This is a genomic window from Streptomyces olindensis, assembly GCF_040645895.1.
GTDB lineage: Bacteria > Actinomycetota > Actinomycetes > Streptomycetales > Streptomycetaceae > Streptomyces > Streptomyces olindensis.
Genome location: NZ_JBEYZD010000091.1, coordinates 1 through 18166, shown reverse-complemented (window position 1 = coordinate 18166; position 18166 = coordinate 1). Strand labels below are relative to the sequence as shown.

At 69.4% G+C, this 18166-nt stretch carries 14 protein-coding genes, 2 tRNA genes and 1 pseudogene; 13 read left to right on the top strand and 4 right to left on the bottom strand.

Annotation, left to right across the window (positions count from 1 at the left end; all coding sequences use genetic code 11):
* Positions 1-58: 58 nt before the first annotated feature.
* A complete protein-coding gene (locus ABZ948_RS36420) occupies positions 59-1174 on the bottom strand; it encodes an acyltransferase family protein (RefSeq protein WP_435857761.1) in 1116 nt (371 codons plus the stop codon).
* Between the two features lie 706 nt (positions 1175-1880).
* Here ABZ948_RS36420 and ABZ948_RS36415 point away from each other — a divergent pair.
* Positions 1881-2075, top strand: a complete 195-nt coding sequence (locus ABZ948_RS36415; RefSeq protein ID WP_010041885.1) for a hypothetical protein — start codon at positions 1881-1883, stop codon at positions 2073-2075.
* Between the two features lie 94 nt (positions 2076-2169).
* Positions 2170-4410, top strand: coding sequence for a protein kinase domain-containing protein (locus ABZ948_RS36410; protein ID WP_359767009.1), 2241 nt, complete (start codon positions 2170-2172; stop codon positions 4408-4410).
* 39 nt (positions 4411-4449) lie between these two features.
* On the opposite strand, the gene ABZ948_RS36405 is transcribed toward ABZ948_RS36410, so the two are convergent.
* Positions 4450-4788, bottom strand: a complete 339-nt coding sequence (locus tag ABZ948_RS36405) for a hypothetical protein (protein ID WP_359767007.1) — start codon at positions 4786-4788, stop codon at positions 4450-4452.
* Between the two features lie 239 nt (positions 4789-5027).
* A tRNA-Gly gene (locus tag ABZ948_RS36400) sits at positions 5028-5101 on the bottom strand.
* Between the two features lie 164 nt (positions 5102-5265).
* On the opposite strand from ABZ948_RS36400, the gene ABZ948_RS36395 reads away from it, so the two are divergent.
* The 5 genes from ABZ948_RS36395 (at position 5266) to clpX (ending at position 10100) form a co-directional block, all read left to right on the top strand.
* Positions 5266-5342: transfer RNA gene (locus tag ABZ948_RS36395), tRNA-Pro, on the top strand.
* A 193-nt stretch (positions 5343-5535) separates the two neighbouring features.
* On the top strand, positions 5536-6921 hold the full coding sequence (gene tig, locus ABZ948_RS36390; protein ID WP_359767005.1) for a trigger factor: 1386 nt from the start codon (positions 5536-5538) through the stop codon (positions 6919-6921).
* A gap of 287 nt (positions 6922-7208) precedes the next feature.
* Complete coding sequence (locus ABZ948_RS36385) at positions 7209-7814, top strand: ATP-dependent Clp protease proteolytic subunit (protein ID WP_161173871.1); 606 nt, start codon at positions 7209-7211, stop codon at positions 7812-7814.
* Between the two features lie 110 nt (positions 7815-7924).
* Positions 7925-8632 carry an ATP-dependent Clp protease proteolytic subunit gene (locus tag ABZ948_RS36380; protein WP_359767003.1) on the top strand — a complete coding sequence of 236 codons (708 nt, stop codon included), beginning with the start codon at positions 7925-7927 and terminating at the stop codon, positions 8630-8632.
* A gap of 181 nt (positions 8633-8813) precedes the next feature.
* Positions 8814-10100 (top strand): ATP-dependent Clp protease ATP-binding subunit ClpX, encoded by a 1287-nt coding sequence (gene clpX / locus ABZ948_RS36375; protein WP_031114127.1) that lies wholly within the window; start codon positions 8814-8816, stop codon positions 10098-10100.
* An 81-nt stretch (positions 10101-10181) separates the two neighbouring features.
* Here the strand turns inward: clpX and ABZ948_RS36370 are convergent, their stop codons facing one another.
* On the bottom strand, positions 10182-11165 hold the full coding sequence (locus ABZ948_RS36370) for a hypothetical protein (protein WP_359767001.1): 984 nt from the start codon (positions 11163-11165) through the stop codon (positions 10182-10184).
* Positions 11166-11303: 138 nt separating this feature from the next.
* On the opposite strand from ABZ948_RS36370, the gene ABZ948_RS36365 reads away from it, so the two are divergent.
* The 6 genes and pseudogenes from ABZ948_RS36365 to ABZ948_RS36340 form a co-directional block, all read left to right on the top strand.
* On the top strand, positions 11304-13928 hold the full coding sequence (locus tag ABZ948_RS36365) for a valine--tRNA ligase (protein ID WP_359766999.1): 2625 nt from the start codon (positions 11304-11306) through the stop codon (positions 13926-13928).
* A gap of 201 nt (positions 13929-14129) precedes the next feature.
* On the top strand, positions 14130-15653 hold the full coding sequence (gene folC / locus ABZ948_RS36360; RefSeq protein ID WP_359766997.1) for a bifunctional tetrahydrofolate synthase/dihydrofolate synthase: 1524 nt from the start codon (positions 14130-14132) through the stop codon (positions 15651-15653).
* A 5-nt stretch (positions 15654-15658) separates the two neighbouring features.
* The gene (locus tag ABZ948_RS36355; RefSeq protein ID WP_020271914.1) at positions 15659-16015 is read left to right on the top strand and encodes a DUF4233 domain-containing protein; all 357 of its coding nucleotides are present in this window, start codon (positions 15659-15661) and stop codon (positions 16013-16015) included.
* Between the two features lie 66 nt (positions 16016-16081).
* Positions 16082-16495 (top strand): nucleoside-diphosphate kinase, encoded by a 414-nt coding sequence (ndk, locus tag ABZ948_RS36350; RefSeq protein WP_359766995.1) that lies wholly within the window; start codon positions 16082-16084, stop codon positions 16493-16495.
* 265 nt (positions 16496-16760) lie between these two features.
* Positions 16761-17780: a rod shape-determining protein gene (locus ABZ948_RS36345; RefSeq protein WP_004001297.1), complete on the top strand. Its 1020-nt coding sequence runs from the start codon at positions 16761-16763 to the stop codon at positions 17778-17780.
* Positions 17781-17926: 146 nt separating this feature from the next.
* Positions 17927-18166, top strand: a pseudogene (locus tag ABZ948_RS36340) (rod shape-determining protein MreC); the annotation flags it as partial.

Here is an 18166-nt window from a genome sequence, read left to right as displayed (position 1 = left end):
GCAAAGGGCCCGCACTCTCCGACGAGTGCGGGCCCTTCGGCGCGTGCGGTCACGGGGGTCAGCCCACGGCTGCCTTCTCCTTCTCGCTTTCGCGCCGTTCGGCGCTCTGGCGCTCGCGGGCGAGCTCGGCCGCGTCGCGCTTGAAGGCCCACTCCATCTTCGGCTCCATCGCGAAGCGGAACACGCGCTGCACCGGCTTGGTGCACAGCACGGTCACGACGGCGGCCGCGAGGAGGGTCACGAGGATCTCACCGGCCGGCTTGTGCAGCCAGGCCGCCTCGAACCAGCCCTGGTAGTCGCCGGCCTTCACCAGGAAGCCGTGCAGCAGGTAGCCGTAGAGCGTGCCGGCGCCGAGCGCGGTGAACCACATGTGGCGGCGCGGCACCCAGGCGAAGAAGCACGCGGTCAGCACCAGGGAGCAGCCGAACAGCGCGAGCACCATGACCGGGCCGGTCCACCACGGGGCGCCCAGCTCCTGCGCGGAGTCCCGGTGGTAGAACCACGCGGTGTTCATGCGCGGCACCGCCCACCAGCTGACGGCCAGCGCCGCCGCGAAGACGGGCACCGAAGCGATCCGCACCGAGCGGCGGCGCACCATGTGGAAGTGCTCCGGCTTCATCTGCAGGCCCAGCACGAAGAACGGCAGGAACTGCAGGACGCGCTGGAGGTCGAGGTCGTCGCCGATCGAGGGGCTGACGGTCGCCAGCATGGCGAGACCGAGCGCGAGCGGCAGCGGCCAGCGCGCCAGCTTCCAGATGGGCGTGGTCAGCCGCCAGACGAACAGGGCGACCAGGAACCAGGTCAGGTACCAGGGGTCGAGGAGGCTGATCTCCTGGTGCGGATCGTTGTCGATCCACCGCTTGAAGAGCGGGTAGGCCGTCTCGAAGACGATGTACGGCACGGCGACGCCGGTGATCAGGCGCTTCAGCCGGTCGGGCCGCATGTCGAAACTGCGCGAGAAGTAGCCGGAGATGATGATGAACGCCGGCATGTGGAACGCGTAGACGACCTGGTACGCGGCCTCGAGTATCCGGCTGTCGCCCTTGAGCGGCTCCCAGGCGTGGCCCATGGCCACCAGCACGATCGCGAGGTACTTCGCGTTGTCGAAGAACGCGTCGCGCTGCTTGCCGTTCTGCTTCTTCTGCGGGCTTTGCGGCGAGCGAGGGCTCGGCACTCCGTCGGCCGATGAGCGGGCCGGGGGGAGTGGCGCCTTGCGGTCGCCGTTCGGTCGCAGCGAGTTCGTCACAGACCCTCCCACCGGGAGCTCGGGGAGACGATCCGGGACCTCGCTGCGCTTGCGGGGGACGAGGCAGCGTGGAACATCTGAGGCACCCTAGCGTTCCCTGCGGCTATTCGTAAAACGCCGGACGTGATTCCTGGCTATTCGCTCTGGGTACCCCGGATTTCGGGTAGTTGACGTCGCGGTCCGAGTGATGACCGACACACGTCCGACGGCGGATTGGGCTCCTGGCATGCACCCTCCTTGTCATGACACTTCCGGACTAAGCGACGCATAAGACCAGCAGGGGACTCCGGTGGAATGTCCGCTTCCGCGGTCTTCGGGCCCCCGCCGCAGGGTGGTTGATGAGGCTGTGGCAACAATTCGAAATAGCTGCGAACGCGTTGTGTGGAGACGGAAACGATTCCGCCGAATTCCCTGTGCGGGTGGTCCGTCGAATTGCCGTACGAGTCCCCGCCGTCGGGCCCTCGCACACGCGCGGCGCACGCGGCCGCCGGACAACGGCCGGACAACAGTGGCGCGGTCGATGCGTCACGGGCCGCATAGCCCGGCCGCGTTGGTGGCACGATGGTTCTGGCGGGGGTGCGCGGGGTCGCATCGCCGGGCCGGGAGAGCGGACCGACCGAGGGTGTGATCAGTTGTGGCCATTTCACTGTCTGTGGTGCTGCTGTTGGCGATCATCCTTGTGGTGTTGCTGAGAGGCGGCTCCATCAAGGCGGGCCCGGCGATCGTGGCGATCCTCTTCGGCTTCTTCCTCGCCTCGACCGGCATGGCCCCGTCCATCAACCGCTTCCTCAACTCGATAGCGGAGACGATCAACTCCATCAGCTTCTGACGGAGGGGTGCGCCCCCACGCCGGGGAGCCCCGGCAGGGGCGGATACGCTCGCCCCGACCACAGGACGGTGCGTGACGGGGGGAACGTACGGGGATGGCGCTGCGCGACTCTGATCCCACGGAGGTGGGCGGCTACCGCATCGAGGACCGCCTCGGCTCCGGCGGCATGGGCGTGGTCTACCTGGCCCGCTCGGCCTCCGGCCGCCGCCTCGCGATCAAGGTGGTGCACGGCCAGTACGCCGACGACGACGAGTTCCGCATCCGCTTCAGCCGCGAGGTGGCCGCCGCCCGCCGGGTCAGCGGCGCCTTCACGGCCCCCGTGGTGGACGCGGACGCCGACGCGCCGCGCCCCTGGATGGCCACGCTCTACATACCGGGCGCGGACCTCGGCACCCACGTCCGCGAGCACGGCCCGCTCCCGCTGCCCCGCCTGCGCGAACTCGCCGCCGGTCTCACCGAGGCGCTGCGCGACATCCACCGCGCCGGAGTCGTCCACCGCGACCTGAAGCCGGCCAACGTGATGCTCGCCGAGGACGGCCCCCGCGTCATCGACTTCGGCATCTCCCGCGCCGCCGAGTTCGCCGCCTCCGACGCCCTCACCCAGACCGGCCGGGTCATGGGCACCCCGCCGTTCATGTCGCCGGAGCAGTTCGCCTCCCCGCAGGACGTCGGCCCGGCCGCCGACATCTTCTCCCTCGGCTCGGTCCTCACCTACGCCGCCACCCGCCGCGGCCCCTTCGACAGCCCGAGCCCGTACGAGACCGCCCTGCGGGTCGTCGAGGGCGACCCCGACCTGTCCGGCGTGCCCGACGAACTGCTCCCCCTCGTCGCCGTCTGCCTGGAGAAGCACCCCAAGTCGCGCGCCACCCCGGACGAACTCCTGGCCCTCCTGCGCGACGACCTCCCCCAGGGACGCCCCCGGCCCGCGACGGCGGGGCCCGCGGCCGTCGACCTCAGGCCGACGGAGCCGAAGGCCGCCGCACCCCGCGACACCCTGGCCCGCCTCACCCGCCCCGGCCCGGAGCCCGCCGCGGAGCCCGCGCCCGACCGCCCCCGGGGCCGCCGCAGACGGCGCTACCTGCTCGCCTCGGCCGCCCTCGGAGCCGTCCTCGCCGTGTTCGCGGCCACCACCGTCGCCCTCACCTGGGACTCCGACGCGCCCGCCCACGAAGCTCCGGCCGGTGACCTCCCCGACGGCTGGCAGCCCTGGTCCGCCAAGGCCAAGGGCCTCACCGGCGCCGGCATGACCTTCCGGAACTGCGCCGCCGTCGACGCCTCCCTGGTGTGCGCGGGCGACGACCTGATGGCGGCCCGCTTCGCCCTCGCCGACGGCCGCAACACCTGGACCCTGCCCGTCGACCCCACACCCGGCGACAACCGGTCCATCGAGGGCGCGATCCTCGGCACCGGCGACGGCCGCGTCTACGCCTACGGCGCCGACGACCGGGGCACCCTCCCCACCGGTGAGCCCGTCACCCGCTACACCGTCCAGGCCCTGGCCGCCGACACCGGAAAGGCCCTCTGGCGGACCGTGACCGGCGAGGGCCCGAACGCCCTCGCCCCCAACAGCGACGACGGCGCGGCCATCGCCGTCCCCGAGGGCCTGATCACGGTCTACGGCGCCCAGGGCGACTCCTACGCCCTGATCGGCACCGACGACGGCGAGGTCCGCTGGCGGCGCCCGCTGCCCGGCGCCCGCAGCAGCTGCGTCCTGGCCACCGCGGCGGCCCGCCCCCACCTCGTCTGCGTCACCGGCGAGAACCGGCCGGACGAAGCCCGCACCAGCGTGGCCCAGCTCGACCCGGCCACCGGCAAGCCCCGCTGGACGGTCCGCGTGAAGGGCGTCCTGAAGCTCCTGGGGGAGGACCAGAAGCGCCTGGTGCTCACCCGGACGATCGGCGAGCACCGCGACCTGACCCGGATCGACCCCTCCACCCGCGCCGTGACGACCGTCCGGCTCGCGGCGCCGCAGCCCGACGAGGCCGTGGCTCACCTGGCGAGGGGCACCCTGTACTTCACCCTGTCCAGCGGCAGCGTCCGTGCGGTCTCCCCGCGGAACGGACGCCTGCTCTGGGAGAGCAACTCCACCGTCGAGCGGCAGGGGACGCCCACGGTCACGGCCTCCCGCCTCTACCTGTCGTCCCCCAACGGCCGCCTGGCCGTCCTGGACGCCGCGACCGGCCGGGTCGAGGCCACCCGGCCCGGCCGCGACGACGGCGGCGGCATCGACAGCGTCTTCTTCCCCACCGGCGTCCCCCTCGTCCTGGTCGGCGACGCCCTGTACGTCCCCTACGGCATCCGCTCCGTGTACACGGTGGACGTCCGCGACCTGTGACGAAGGCCGGCGACAGCACTCAGGGCCAGGTCGGATGCCTCAGCTGGGCTCACGTGCCCAGGCGTACGGCATCTGGTCGGTGGTGTCGACGACCCACGGCTCGGGGTAGCGGGCATGGCATCCCGTGCACCGTGCGACGAACGTCCCAACCTCCGGGTTCGTCAAGATGCTGTAGTGCGACGACGGCAGTGCCCGGACCATGTAGCCGTTGGCAGTCGTCTCCAAGGCCGGCCAGCTCGGTGAACACGCGCAGGGCGTTGTCTTGGCGAACGTCTCGTCCTCGGGCGCATGGTGCGTTCCCTTGAACGTTCTGTAGAGCTTCTTCAATCCCCGCACGGTGCCCTCACATTCTGTGATCGTCGATCGACGGACGATCACGCGCCCTCCCTTGGGCGGTCACAGTACCGGGCCAGGTCATCGGGCTCAGCCCACTGCTCATCCAGCGCCCGTCCCGTCCGCTGGGCATGCGCGAGCGGACCGCTGCCCCACGGCTCCTGGGCAAGTACGCGTGAGCTGATGGCGCGCACGGGCCACAGCACCGCCCGGACTGAACGCAACCCCCGGAAACACTCAGGGCCAGGTCGGGGAATGATCCTCCGACCTGGCCCTGAGCCATATGGAGCGGGCGACGGGAATCGAACCCGCGTAGCTAGTTTGGAAGACTAGGGCTCTACCATTGAGCTACGCCCGCACAACGCGCGCCGCAGGTCGGGTGACCGCGGCACTGAAGGCATCGTAGCGGGTCGGGCCCGCTCGTCGCACACCGCATTCCCGCCCCGGCCGACGCGGCACGGGCCCCGGGGAAATGCGGCGGCCACACCGCCTGTCGGCATGTACCCTACGTGTCGCACCAGACGGGGTGTGGCGCAGCTTGGTAGCGCGTCCGCTTTGGGAGCGGAAGGCCGTGGGTTCAAATCCCGCCACCCCGACCAGTCGGCCGATCATCTCGCGTGATCGCCTTCCGGTCACTCACGTGATCGCCTTTTGGGCGGTGTAGTCGCTGCCGTTACTATGCAAGCTGCACGCCCGTGTGTCTCATCGTCTGAAGTCCTCCGGGCGGCGAAATCCGCCGGGCCGTTCTGGCCCCGGCAGAAACCAAGAAGTCAGCCACAAGGAGACCGAACCGTGAAGAGCGCCGTGGAGACCCTGAACCCGACTCGGGTTCGGCTCACTGTCGAGGTGCCCTTCGAGGAGCTCAAGGACAGCCTCGACGCGGCGTACAAGAAGATCAACCAGCAGGTCACGGTGAAGGGCTTCCGCAAGGGCAAGGTCCCGGCCCGGGTCATCGACCAGCGGTTCGGCCGCGGTGCCGTGCTGGAGGAGGCCGTCAACGACGCGCTTCCCAAGTTCTACACCGACGCGGTCAACGAGGCCGAGCTCAGCCCGCTGGGCCAGCCCGAGGTCGACATCACGGAGCTGAAGGACGGCGAGACGCTGAACTTCACCGCCGAGGTCGACATCCGCCCGGCCATCGAGATCCCGGACTTCTCCGGCATCGAGGTCGAGGTCGACGCGGTCGAGGTCACCGACGAGGACGTCGACAAGGCCGTCGAGGAGCTGCGCGAGCGCTTCGCCTCCACCGCCCCGGTCGAGCGCGCCGCCGAGGACGGCGACGTCGTGACGATCGACCTGGAGGCCAAGGTCGACGGCGAGGTCCTCGAGGACGGCGTCGCCAACGGCGTCTCCTACACCATCGGCTCCGGCGAGCTGCTGGACGGCATCGACGACGCCGTGAAGGGCCTGGAGGCCGGTGGCGAGGCCACCTTCACCTCCGAGCTCAAGGGCGGCTCCGCCGCCGGCAAGGAGGCCGAGGTCACCGTCAAGGTCACCCAGGTCGCCAAGCGTGAACTCCCCGAGCTGGACGACGAGTTCGCGCAGCTCGCCTCCGAGTTCGACACCCTCGAGGAGCTGCGCGCCGACAGCCGCAAGCGCCTGGAGAACATGAAGCAGTACGACCAGGCCACGCAGGCCCAGGAGCGCGTCCTGGAGAAGCTGCTGGAGCTCGTCGAGGTGCCCGTCCCCGAGAAGCTGCTCGAGGACGAGATCAACACCCGCAAGCACAACCTGGAGCACCACCAGCTCGGCCAGATGGGCCTCGACCTCGCGAAGTACCTGGAGATCCAGGGCAAGAGCGAGGAGGAGTTCGACACCGAGACCCGCGAGGCCGCGGTCAAGGGCATCAAGACCCAGTTCGTCCTCGACGAGCTGGTCAAGCAGGAGAAGCTGAACGTCAACCAGGAGGAGCTCACCGAGCACCTCATGCGCCGCGCGGCCTCCTCCGGCATGTCCCCCGACCAGTTCGCCCAGGCGGTCGTCGAGGGTGGCCAGGTTCCGCTCCTGGTCGGCGAGGTCGCCCGCGGCAAGGCCCTGGCCGTCGTGGTCGAGAAGGCCACGGTCAAGGACACCAACGGCGAGATCATCGACCTCGACGACGAAGAGGACGAGGAGACCACCGAGGCCTCCGCCGAGGAGACCCCGGCCGACTCCGCCGAGGAGAAGACCGAGGGCTGAGCCCCGGTTGTCGTGAGTTCGTGAGAAGGCCCTGGGGCACACCCCAGGGCCTTCTTGATCTGCCGGCGGGACCACCCCGGCGAGACGGCACGGCCCCACCGGCGGAGCCCGCCGCGCTACGCCCCCGGCGAACACTCCCATCTCCGGGATTCCCCGAAGGGACCCGCGCGTTAGGGTCCATGAATACCAGGGCAGTGGAGTCTCCGATACGGCTCCCGCCCCGCAGGGAACACGTGAGACGGCCCGGCGCCGTCGTAAGACGAGCAGGTGGATACGTGACGAATCTGATGCCTTCAGCCGCCGGCGAGCCTTCCATCGGTGGTGGCCTCGGCGACCAGGTCTACAACCGGCTGCTCAACGAGCGGATCATCTTCCTCGGCCAGCCGGTCGACGACGACATCGCGAACAAGATCACCGCACAGCTGCTGCTCCTTGCCTCCGACCCGGACAAGGACATCTACCTGTACATCAACAGCCCCGGCGGTTCGATCACGGCCGGCATGGCGATCTACGACACCATGCAGTACATCAAGAACGACGTGGTGACGATCGCCATGGGCCTCGCGGCCTCGATGGGCCAGTTCCTGCTCAGCGCGGGCACCCCCGGCAAGCGCTTCGCGCTGCCGAACGCCGAGATCCTGATCCACCAGCCTTCCGCCGGCCTGGCCGGCTCGGCCTCGGACATCAAGATCCACGCCGAGCGGCTGCTGCACACCAAGAAGCGCATGGCCGAGCTCACCGCCCAGCACACGGGCCAGTCGGTCGAGCAGATCACCCGCGACTCGGACCGCGACCGCTGGTTCGACGCCTTCGAGGCCAAGGAGTACGGCCTCATCGACGACGTGATCGCCACGGCCGCCGGTATGCCGGGCGGCGGCGGCACCGGGGCCTGAGCGGTCCCACGAGGCTCCCAGAAGCCCCGTAGGACCCCGCCTGGCCCCGAGCGGGCCAGGGCCGCCCCAGCAGCCCCAGCCGACCGCCTCAGCCCCTTTCAGGAGACACCGTGAACGCATTCCCCGGCAGCGGGATCTACGACCGTATGCAGGCCGTGCAGGACATGAGCGGCTCGCAGGGCCGCTACACCGGCCCGCAGGCCGAGTCCCGCTATGTCATCCCGCGCTTCGTCGAGCGCACCTCCCAGGGCATTCGCGAGTACGACCCGTACGCGAAGCTCTTCGAGGAGCGCGTGATCTTCCTCGGCGTCCAGATCGACGACGCCTCCGCCAACGACGTCATGGCGCAGCTGCTGTGCCTGGAGTCGATGGACCCCGACCGTGACATCTCGGTCTACATCAACAGCCCCGGCGGCTCCTTCACGGCGCTCACCGCGATCTACGACACGATGCAGTACGTGAAGCCGGACATCCAGACGGTCTGCATGGGCCAGGCGGCCTCCGCCGCCGCCGTCCTGCTCGCCGCCGGCACGCCGGGCAAGCGCATGGCCCTGCCGAACGCGCGCGTGCTGATCCACCAGCCGTACAGCGAGACCGGCCGCGGCCAGGTGTCCGACCTGGAGATCGCCGCGAACGAGATCCTCCGGATGCGCTCGCAGCTGGAGGAGATGCTGGCCAAGCACTCCACGCAGACGGTCGAGAAGATCCGCGAGGACATCGAGCGCGACAAGATCCTCACGGCCGAGGACGCGCTGAGCTACGGCTTGATCGACCAGATCATCACCACCCGGAAGATGGACAACTCGAGCCTTCGCTGAGGCGAGAGGCTGTATCGTCTGCCGCCCCTTGGCACGGTTTGGCTCGGTTCACGTCAAAGCGAACCGCGCCAAGGGGGGCCCGAACGGGGGGCCCGGCAAGGTACCGTCGGACATAAGGCAGCACCAGGAGTCCGCTGGACGTCGACGTCCAGGAGTCTCCCAGGCGAAGGGGAAGCACACCGTGGCACGCATCGGTGACGGCGGCGATCTGCTCAAGTGCTCGTTCTGCGGCAAGAGCCAGAAGCAGGTCAAGAAGCTCATCGCAGGGCCCGGTGTGTACATCTGCGACGAGTGCATCGACCTCTGCAACGAGATCATCGAGGAAGAGCTGGCGGAGACCAGCGAGGTCCGCTGGGAGGAGCTCCCGAAGCCCCGCGAGATCTACGAGTTCCTCGAGGGGTACGTGGTCGGCCAGGAGGCCGCCAAGAAGGCCCTCTCGGTCGCGGTGTACAACCACTACAAGCGAGTCCAGGCCGGTGAGAACGGCGGGGCGAACGGCCGCGACGACGCCATCGAGTTGGCGAAGTCCAACATCCTCCTCCTCGGCCCCACGGGCTCCGGCAAGACCCTCCTCGCGCAGACCCTCGCGCGCATGCTGAACGTCCCCTTCGCGATCGCCGACGCCACGGCCCTCACGGAGGCCGGCTACGTCGGCGAGGACGTCGAGAACATCCTGCTCAAGCTGATCCAGGCCGCCGACTACGACGTCAAGAAGGCCGAGACCGGGATCATCTACATCGACGAGATCGACAAGGTCGCGAGGAAGAGTGAAAACCCCTCCATCACGCGCGACGTCAGCGGCGAGGGCGTCCAGCAGGCCCTGCTGAAGATCCTGGAGGGCACCACGGCCTCGGTCCCGCCGCAGGGCGGCCGCAAGCACCCGCACCAGGAGTTCATCCAGATCGACACGACGAACGTGCTGTTCATCGTGGGCGGTGCCTTCGCCGGCCTGGAGAAGATCATCGAGGCCCGGGCGGGCGCCAAGGGCATCGGCTTCGGCGCGCAGATCCGCTCCAAGCGCGAGATGGAGTCCAAGGACCAGTTCCAGGAGGTCATGCCGGAGGACCTGGTCAAGTTCGGCATGATCCCCGAGTTCATCGGCCGCCTCCCCGTCATCACCTCGGTCCACAACCTGGACCGCGAGGCCCTGCTGCAGATCCTCGTCGAGCCGCGCAACGCGCTCGTCAAGCAGTACCAGCGCCTCTTCGAACTCGACGGCGTGGAGCTGGACTTCGAGCGTGAGGCGCTGGAGGCCATCGCCGACCAGGCGATCCTCCGCCAGACCGGCGCCCGTGGCCTGAGGGCCATCATGGAGGAGGTCCTCCAGGGCGTGATGTACGAGGTCCCGTCCCGCAAGGACGTGGCCCGGGTCGTCATCACGGCGGATGTCGTCCAGTCGAACGTCAACCCGACGCTGATCCCGCGGGACGCGCGCGGTCGCGGGCCGGGCGAGCAGAAGACGGCGTGACACGGCAGACGTGACACCGCATGCATGCAGGAAGGGCCCCGGTCGCCGACCGGGGCCCTTCCTGCTGTCCGTCGAGCGTCGTCAGGCCTTGACGCGGATCTCCGGGCGGAGCTTGGTGGTGATGTCGACAGCCGCGTCCTTGGTGGTGTCCTTGGTGGCGTCACCCGAGGAGACGACGGCGATCGTGCTGTAGTCGGCCCAGGCGCAGAACCAGTTGGTCTGCTCCTTCTTGGTCATCATGTTCTGCCCCTTGAGCGCCTGGCACTTCATGACCGCGCCGTCGAGGTCGGCCTCCTCGGGCTCGCCGATCAGCTCGGTCTTGCCGCCGCTGCTGCTGGAGGAGTCCTCCTCGGCCGACTTCTTGAAGTTGGCGAAGAAGGTGTCCAGGGCCGCCTCCGGGTCGGCGACCTCGCCGTAGACACCGAAGAACTGCACGCTCTTGGCCGTCGCCAGCGTCGCGGCCGAGGACGGGTCCGTGGGGTCGTACTTGGTGGGGTCCACCGTGGAGTAGGAGCCCAGCACCGACTTGCCGTTCTTGACGCCGCTCTTCTCCAGCTCCTTGGTGGAGTCGTCGCCGGCGGACGCCCCGTCCTTCGTGACGCGGTTGTACTCGCTCAGCACCTTCGCCGGCGTGGCCAGCTTGTGCGGCCCGTCGTCCTCCAGGGATCCCGCGCCGCCGCTGCCGCCGATCACGAAGTAGGCGCCCACGCCGATCGCCGCCACGAGGGCCACGGCGCCGAGGATGATGCCGGTCTTCTTCTTGCCGCCGCCCGGGGCCGGGGGCTGGGGCGGCATGCCGTACGGGGCCTGGCCGTAGGGCGGCTGCGGCTGCTGGCCGTACGGCGGCTGCTGGCCGTAGGGGCCCGGCTGCGGCGGGACGCCCTGCGGGGGCTGCTGGGGGTAGCCGTAACCGGGCTGGGGCGGAGGGGCCTGCTGGGGGTAGCCGTAGCCGGGCTGGGGCGCCTGCGGCGGCTGGCCGTACGGACCCGGCTGCTGCGGCGGCTGGCCGTACGGTCCGGGCTGCTGGGGCTGCCCGCCGTACGGGCCCGGCTGGTTGTAGCTCATGTTCTGGGTTCCCCTCCAGATGCTTATGTGTTTCCGACATCCTGGCGCAGACCCGCCGTGTGCATGGCATCGGGGCCCCCGCCGTTACAAACCAAACGCGTTTCAGGACGGGGTCGTGACACCTCTAAACTGACCCCCGTGACCGAGAACGCTCAGCAGCAGCCACCAGCGCCCAGCACCGACCTGCCGACCCAGTACGCGCCGGCCGAGGTAGAGGGGAAGCTGTATGAGCGCTGGGTAGACCGGGGGTACTTCGCGGCCGACGCGAAGAGCGACAAGCCCGCGTACACCATCGTCATCCCGCCGCCGAACGTCACCGGTTCCCTCCATCTGGGCCACGCCTTCCAGCACACGCTCATGGACGCCCTCACGCGCCGCAAGCGCATGCAGGGTTACGAGTCGCTGTGGCTGCCGGGGATGGACCACGCCGGCATCGCCACCCAGAACAAGGTGGAGCAGCAGCTCGCCGACGAGGGCAAGTCCCGACACGACCTGGGCCGCGAGGAGTTCGTCGAGCGCGTCTGGCAGTGGAAGGAGGAGTACGGCGGCAAGATCCTCGGCCAGATGCGCCGCCTCGGCGACGGCGTCGACTGGGACCGCGAGCGGTTCACCATGGACGAGGGCCTGTCCAAGGCCGTCCTCACCATCTTCAAGAAGCTGTACGACGACGAGCTGATCTACCGCGCCGAGCGCATCATCAACTGGTGCCCGCGCTGTCTGACGGCCATCTCCGACATCGAGGTGGAGTACCAGGAGGACGCCGGCGAGCTGGTCTCCATCCGGTACGGCGAGGGCGAGGACTCCCTCGTCGTCGCCACCACCCGCGCCGAGACGATGCTCGGTGACACCGCGGTCGCGGTCCACCCGGACGACGAGCGCTACCGGCACCTGCTCGGCAAGCAGATCAAGCTGCCGCTGACCGACCGGACCATCCCGGTCGTCGCCGACGAGCACGTCGACCCCGAGTTCGGCACCGGAGCCGTCAAGGTCACCCCGGCGCACGACCCGAACGACTTCGCGATCGGCCAGCGCCACGACCTGCCCGCCATGACGATCATGGACGAGCACGGCATCATCACCGTGCACGGCCCGTTCCTCGGCCTGGACCGCTACGAGGCCCGCTCTGCGGTCGTCGGCGCGCTCAAGGAGCAGGGCCGGATCGTCGCCGAGAAGCGCCCCTACATGCACTCCGTGGGCCACTGCTCGCGCTGCAAGACCACGGTCGAGCCGCGGCTGTCGATGCAGTGGTGGGTCAAGGTCGGCCCGCTCGCCAAGGCCGCCGGTGACGCGGTCCGCGACGGCCGGGTGAAGATCCACCCCGAGGAGATGTCGAAGCGCTACTTCGACTGGGTCGACAACATGCACGACTGGTGCATCTCGCGCCAGCTGTGGTGGGGCCACCGCATCCCGATCTGGTACGGCCCCGACGGCGAGGTCGTCTGCGTCGGCCCGGACGAGGAGCCGCCCACCGGCGAGGGCTGGGTCCAGGACTCCGACGTCCTCGACACCTGGTTCTCCTCCGGCCTGTGGCCGTTCTCCACGCTCGGCTGGCCGGAGCAGACGCCGGACCTGGCGAAGTTCTACCCGACCGACGTCCTGCTGACCGGCCACGACATCATCTTCTTCTGGGTCGCCCGGATGATGATGTTCGGCCTCTACGCCATGGACGGCGAGGCCCCCTTCCACACCATCGCCCTCACCGGCCTGGTCCGGGACGAGTTCGGCAAGAAGATGTCGAAGTCCAACCCGAACGCGGTCGACCCCCTGGTGTGGATGGACCGTTACGGTTCCGACGCCGTCCGCTTCACGCTCGCGCGCGGCGCCAACCCGGGCGCCGACGTCCCGATCGGCGAGGACTGGGTCCAGGGCTCCCGCAACTTCGCCAACAAGATCTGGAACGCCACGCGCTTCGCGCTGATGAACGGCGCGACGGTCGAGGGCCCGCTGCCGGACCCGTCGAGGATGTCCTCGACGGACCGCTGGATCCTCTCCCGCCTGAACAAGGTCGTCGCCGAAGTCGACGCGTACTACGACGACTACCAGTTCGCGAAGCTGTCCGACTCGCTGTTCCACTTCGCGTGGGACGAGGTCTTCGACTGGTACGTCGAGCTGTCCAAGACGACGTTCCAGGCGGGCGGCGAGGCGGCCGAGGTCTCCAAGCGCGTCCTCGGCGAGGTCCTCGACGTCACGCTGAAGCTGCTGCACCCGGTGGTCCCGTTCGTCACCGAGACGCTGTGGACCACGCTCACCGGCGGTGAGTCGGTCGTCATCGCCGACTGGCCCGAGGACAGCGGCTTCCGGGACGCCGACGCCGAGCGCGAGATCGAGTCCCTGCAGTCGGTCATCACCGAGGTCCGCCGCTTCCGCGCCGACCAGGGCCTCCAGCCCGGCCAGCGGGTCCCGGCCCGCCTCACCCTGGACGGCACGCCGTTCGCGCCGCACGAGGCCGCCATCCGCCAGCTGCTGCGTCTGCAGCCGGAGGGCGACGCCTTCACGGCCACGGCGACCCTCCCGGTCGCCGGTGCGGAGGTCGCCCTCGACCTCTCCGGCACGATCGACGTGGCCGCGGAGCGCAAGCGCCTGGCGAAGGACCTCGCCGCGGCCGAGAAGGAGAAGGCCCAGGCGAACGCCAAGCTCGGCAACGAGGCGTTCCTGTCGAAGGCCCCCGACCACGTCGTGGACAAGATCCGCACCCGCCTGGCCAAGGCGGACGAGGACATCGCCCGCATCCAGGCGCAGCTGGAGAGGCTGCCGCAGGGCTAAGCGTTCGTACAGTGTGTGAGGCCCCCGGAGCCGCCAGGCCCGGGGGCCTCACACATGGTTCAGGGCACATACCCAGGGGCGCGGGGCTGTGTCGATATGCGGCTCCGCCGCGTGGGCGCGACAAGCCCCCACAAACCCGCAGACACCGCACGACGCAAGCCACCCCCGACCGATGTCACCCCCGCTCCGTAGACTGGCCCCGTGAGCGAGCTCCCTCCAGACCACAACGCCGACGACCAGCCCGACCCCCTCGACTCCTTCGACGAGATCATCGCCGAGGAAACCACCCGCGACCCCGACCTCGCGGTCATCGAAGCCGGCAGCCGCACCCTGCGCACCCAGGGCGGCCCGCCCGACGCCGACATCCCCACCCGGCCCGCCGACCCCGAGGTGGACAAGGCCCTGCGCGAGGTGGAGGCGGAGCTCGCCACGCGCTGGGGCGAGACCAAGCTGGAGCCCTCCGTCAGCCGCATCGCCGCGCTGATGGACGTGCTGGGGGAGCCGCAGCGGTCGTACCCGTCGATCCACATCACGGGCACCAACGGCAAGACGTCCACGGCCCGCATGATCGAGGCCCTGCTCGGCGCGTTCGAGCTGCGCACCGGCCGCTACACCTCGCCGCACGTGCAGTCGATCACCGAGCGCATCAGCCTCGACGGCGCCCCCATCTCGCCCGAGCGGTTCATCGAGACGTACCAGGACATCAAGCCGTACGTGGAGATGGTCGACGCGGCGCAGGAGTACCGGCTGTCCTTCTTCGAGGTGCTCACCGGCATGGCGTACGCGGCCTTCGCCGACGCCCCGGCGGACGTCGCCGTCGTCGAGGTCGGCATGGGCGGCTCCTGGGACGCCACGAACGTGATCGACGGTGACGTCGCCGTCGTCACGCCCATCGACCTCGACCACACCGACCGGCTGGGCTCCACGCACGCCGAGATCGCCACGGAGAAGGCCGGCATCGTCAAGCAGGGCGCGACCGTCATCCTGGCGCAGCAGCCGGTGGAGGCGGCGCAGGTGCTGCTGAAGAAGGCCGTCGAGGTGGACGCGACCGTGGCCCGCGAGGGTCTGGAGTTCGGCGTGGTGGACCGGCAGGTGGCCGTCGGCGGGCAGCTGCTGACGCTGCGCGGCCTCGGCGGCGAGTACCCGGAGGTGTACCTGCCGCTGCACGGCGCGCACCAGGCGCACAACGCGGCCGTCGCGCTCGCCGCCGTCGAGGCGTTCTTCGGCGTCGGCGCGCAGCGGCCCGACCCGCTGGACCTGGACACGGTCCGCAAGGCGTTCGCCGCCGTCGCCTCCCCGGGCCGGCTGGAGGTCGTGCGCCGGTCGCCGACGGTCGTGCTGGACGCCGCCCACAACCCGGCGGGTGCCCGGGCCGCGGCCGAGGCCATCGGGGAGGCCTTCCAGTTCAGCCGCCTCATCGGTGTCGTCGGCGCGAGCGCCGACAAGAACGTCCGGGAGCTGCTGGAGGCCTTCGAGCCGGTGTTCGCCGAGGTCGTCGTCACGCAGAACTCCAGCCACCGCGCGATGGACGCCGACGAGCTGGCGGGCATCGCCGTCGAGGTGTTCGGCGAGGAGCGCGTCCAGGTCGAGCCGCGGCTGCCCGACGCGCTGGAGGCCGCGATCACGCTGGCCGAGGAGGAGGGCGAGTTCGCGGGCGGCGGTGTGCTCGTCACCGGTTCCGTCATCACGGTCGGCGAGGCCCGACTGCTGCTGGGGAAAGGCTGAATCCCGTGCGTACGCTCTGTTCTTCGACGCTGATCGGCGAGTTCTTCATCATCGGCTTCGCCGGGCTGGTCGCCATGAAGGACCCGGACCTGTCCATGACGACCGTGTGGACGGTCAGCGGCGTCGCGATGTTCCTGTGCCTGGTGCTGTGCGGGCTGGTGACGCGCCCGGGCGGGGTCGCGCTCGGCTGGGCGCTGCAGATCGCGCTCATCGCGTCGGGTTTCGCCGTGCCCATGATGTTCTTCCTGGGTGTGGTCTTCGCGGCCCTGTGGTGGGCGTCGGTGCACTACGGGCGGAAGGTGGACGAGGCGAAGGCGAGATTCGCGGCGCAGGCCGGTTCCTCCACACCTGACGCTGCGTAACAAGCGGCCCGACACGCCGGGTAATCTCGTCCCACCCGCACAACCTTGACTCATAAGGAGCCCGTCGTGAGCCAGCGCACCCTCGTCCTCCTCAAGCCCGACGCCGTCCGTCGCGGCCTGACCGGCGAGATCATCAGCCGCATCGAGCGCAAGGCGGGCTGGGCGATCACCGCGCTGGAGCTGCGCACCCTGGACCAGGACACGCTGGAGCAGCACTACGGCGAGCACAAGGGCAAGCCCTTCTACGAGCCGCTGGTCCAGTTCATGGCCTCCGGCCCCGTCGTGGCGATGATCGTCGAGGGCGAGCGGGTCATCGAGGGGCTGCGCCGGCTGGCCGGGCCGACCGACCCGATCGCCGCCGCGCCCGGCTCCATCCGCGGTGACTACGGCGTGATCGTCCGGGAGAACCTGATCCACGCCTCGGACTCCGAGGAGTCCGCCGAGCGTGAGGTGAAGATTTTCTTCCCGGGTCGCGCGTAAGGAGCAACCGGCGAGTGAAGTCTGGGAGCAGCGCTCCCAGACTTTTCTGGCATATGCGTGGCGATCGAGGGAACGATGGTCCCCGAACGCCCGTCTCCAGAAGCGAACCCGGGCAGCATCTGCTGACAATGGCGGAGACCCTCCCGCAGTGTTCGCGAAGGCGCGTCTACGATGGAAGCCTTCACGTCACAGCACCCACCTTTGCCTACCTGAAAAGCCCTCAAAAGCTCCTGGGAAGGCCAGACGAATCCTGATGGGGAACTCAATGTCGTTCATCGGCCGTGACATGGCTGTCGACCTCGGGACCGCCAACACGCTGGTGTACGTCAGGGGTCGCGGGATCGTACTCAACGAGCCGTCCGTCGTCGCGATCAACACCAACACCGGTGGCATCCTCGCGGTCGGCGCCGAAGCGAAGAAGATGATCGGGCGCACGCCCGGCAACATCGTTGCCGTTCGTCCGTTGAAGGACGGCGTGATCGCCGATTTCGAGATCACCGAGCGGATGCTCCGCTACTTCATCCTGAAGATCCACAAGCGGCGGTATCTGGCTCGTCCGCGGGTCGTCGTCTGTGTGCCCTCGGGCATCACGGGCGTCGAGCGCCGTGCCGTCATCGAGGCGTCGTCCCAGGCCGGCGCCCGCCAGGTGCACATCATCGAGGAGCCCATGGCCGCGGCCATCGGCTCCGGCCTGCCGGTCCACGAGGCGACGGGCAACATGGTGGTCGACATCGGCGGCGGCACGACGGAGGTCGCGGTCATCTCCCTCGGCGGCATCGTCACCGCCCAGTCCATCCGTGTCGCGGGCGACGAACTGGACAACGCGATCATCCAGCACATCAAGAAGGAGTACTCGCTCCTGCTGGGTGAGCGCACGGCCGAACAGATCAAGATCACGATCGGTTCGGCGTACGACCTCGACTCCGACGAGCACACCGAAATCCGCGGCCGCGACCTGGTCTCCGGGCTGCCGAAGACCGTCGTCATCTCCGCGGCCGAGGTCCGCAAGGCGATCGAGGAGCCGGTCAACGCCATCGTCGACGCCGTCAAGACGACCCTCGACAAGTGCCCGCCGGAGCTGTCCGGCGACATCATGGACCGAGGAATCGTTCTGACCGGCGGCGGAGCGCTGCTGCGCGGTCTGGACGAGCGGCTGCGCAGGGAGACCGGCATGCCGATCCACATCGCCGAGGACCCCCTGGACAGCGTGGCGCTCGGGTCCGGCAAGTGCGTCGAGGAGTTCGAGGCGCTCCAGCAGGTGCTGGACGCCCAGCCGCGCAGATGACGTAACTCTTCGATTCCGCCGTACGGGACGATCTCCTCTCGTACGGCGGATCGTTGATATAGATGCATAAGCTCCCACAAAGCAGCCCCTCGGGTGTTTCCCTGGGGCTTCCCGAATTCCGATGAGGAAGGGCACGGCCGCCGCACGTGAGGGACACACGAGAGAGCCGGCTGCTCCTGGTGCTGCTGATCGCCATCGCGTTCGCGTTGATCACGGTGGACATCCGCGGTGGGGAGGACTCGCCCGTCGACGGTGCGCGGCAGGCCGCGGCCACGGTCTTCGGCCCGATCCAGAGCGGTGTGTCGGCCGCGGTCGACCCGGTCGGCAACGCGGTCTCCGCCATCCGTGACTCCGGCGAGCGGCACGACCGGCTCGCCGTGCTGGAG